We start from the raw sequence: 1,889 nt of genomic DNA on the forward strand, positions 1-1,889 counted from the left end.
GCCGCGTGACTGGCGCGGCGATTGCGACGCCTGTTTCCGTGATCATGGGAGGCGGGCGCGCCGCGCGGTGCGGGCGGGTGCATGGATGGCGTTAACGGAGTGCAGGTGACCAGTTAGTTTGCCGCACTATTAGAGGTATGGCCGGACAAGCTGAAGGCCGCACCACGCCACGCGGGCAGTTGCGGATTTACCTGGGTGCCGCCGCGGGAGTGGGGAAGACGTACGCCCTGCTCGGCGAGGGTCACCGGCGCGGCGAGCGCGGGGCGGACGTGGTCGTCGCGTTCGCCGAGACGCACGGGCGGCCGCAGACCGCGGCCCTGCTCGACGGGCTCGAGGTCCTCCCCCGCCAGAAGCTGACGTACCGCGGCGCCACGTTCGAGGAGATGGACACCGACGCGGTGCTCGCCCGCAAGCCGCAGATCGCGCTCGTCGACGAGCTTGCGCACACCAACGTGCCCGGCTCGCTCCACGAAAAGCGCTGGCAGGACGTCGAGGAGCTGCTCGACGCCGGCATCGACGTGATCTCGGCGGTCAACATCCAGCACCTGGAGTCGCTCAACGACGTCGTCGAGCAGATCACCGGGGTTCCGCAGCGGGAGACCATACCCGACGCCGTGGTGCGCGCCGCCGACCAGGTGGAGCTCATCGACATGACCGCCGAGGCGCTGCGCAGGAGGATGGCGCACGGCAACATCTACCCGCCAGAGAAGATCGACGCGGCGCTCACCAACTACTTCAGGTCAGGGAACCTCACCGCGCTGCGCGAACTGGCGCTGCTCTGGCTGGCCGACAAGGTCGACGAGGGTCTGCAGAAGTACCGCGCCGAACACGACATCAAGAAGACCTGGGAGGCCAGAGAGCGGGTCGTGGTCGCGGTGACCGGCGGCCCGGAAGGCGACACGCTGATCAGGCGCGCGGCGCGGATCGCGGCCCGGTCGACCGGCGGGGACCTGCTCGCGGTGCACGTGACCAAGTCCGACGGGCTCACCGGCGCGAACCCTGAGAATCTCGCCAGGCAGCGCCGGCTCGTGGAATCCCTCGGCGGCAGCTATCACCAGGTCGTCGGCGACAACATCTCCGACGCGCTGCTCACCTTCGCCAGGGCGGAGAACGCGACCCAGCTGGTGCTCGGCGCCAGCCGGCGGTCCTGGCTGCTCGCGCTGCTCACCGGGCCTGGCATCGGGTCGCGCACCATCCGCGATTCCGGCCCGATCGACGTGCACATCGTGACCCACGCGCAGGCGGGCAGCCGGTGGAGGCTGCTGCCCAGGTACCGCGGCGGCATCACGCCGCGCCGCCAGGTCGCCGGGTACGTCCTCGCGGCGGTGCTCGCGCCGCTGCTGACCATCGTGCTCGCCGCCTTCCGGTCCGGCGTCAACCTCACCAGCGACATGCTCATCTACCTCGTCGCCGTGATCGCGGTGGCGCTGACCGGGGGGTTCGTGCCCGCCCTGCTCGAGGCCATCGCCGCGTCGCTGCTGCTCAACTACTACTTCACGCCGCCGATCCACGCGTGGACGATCGCGGAGGCGAACAACGCGCTGGCCCTCGCGGTGTTCGTCGCGGTCGGGCTCGTGGTGAGCTGGGTGGTCGACCTCGCCGGGCGGCGGACCAACCAGGCGGCACGCGGCAACGCCGAGTCGGAGCTGCTCGTGACCACCGCCGGCAGCATCCTGCGCGGGCAGGGCTCGCTCGACGCGCTGCTCGAACGGATCAGGGAGTCCTTCGGGATGCGCTCGGCCTGCCTGCTGGAACGCGAGGGCGGCGCGTCCGGCTCGGGGCTCGGCCCGGCCGCCGACTGGACCGTGGTCGCCTCGTCGGGCGAGAACCCGGCGTGCCGCCCCGAAGACGCGGACGTCAACGTCCCGATCTCGGACACGCTGTCGCTC

Annotated in this window: 1 protein-coding gene; it reads left to right on the forward strand. The window is 70.9% G+C overall.

What is annotated here, in order from left to right; translation table 11 throughout:
• Positions 1-137: 137 nt before the first annotated feature.
• Positions 138-1,889: DUF4118 domain-containing protein (locus WA805_RS08300; protein WP_425239817.1), on the forward strand; the 1,752-nt coding region annotated here is incomplete at its 3' end.

The sequence above is a fragment of the Trebonia sp. genome, assembly GCF_049794275.1.
In the GTDB taxonomy this organism is placed as follows: domain Bacteria; phylum Actinomycetota; class Actinomycetes; order Streptosporangiales; family Streptosporangiaceae; genus Trebonia.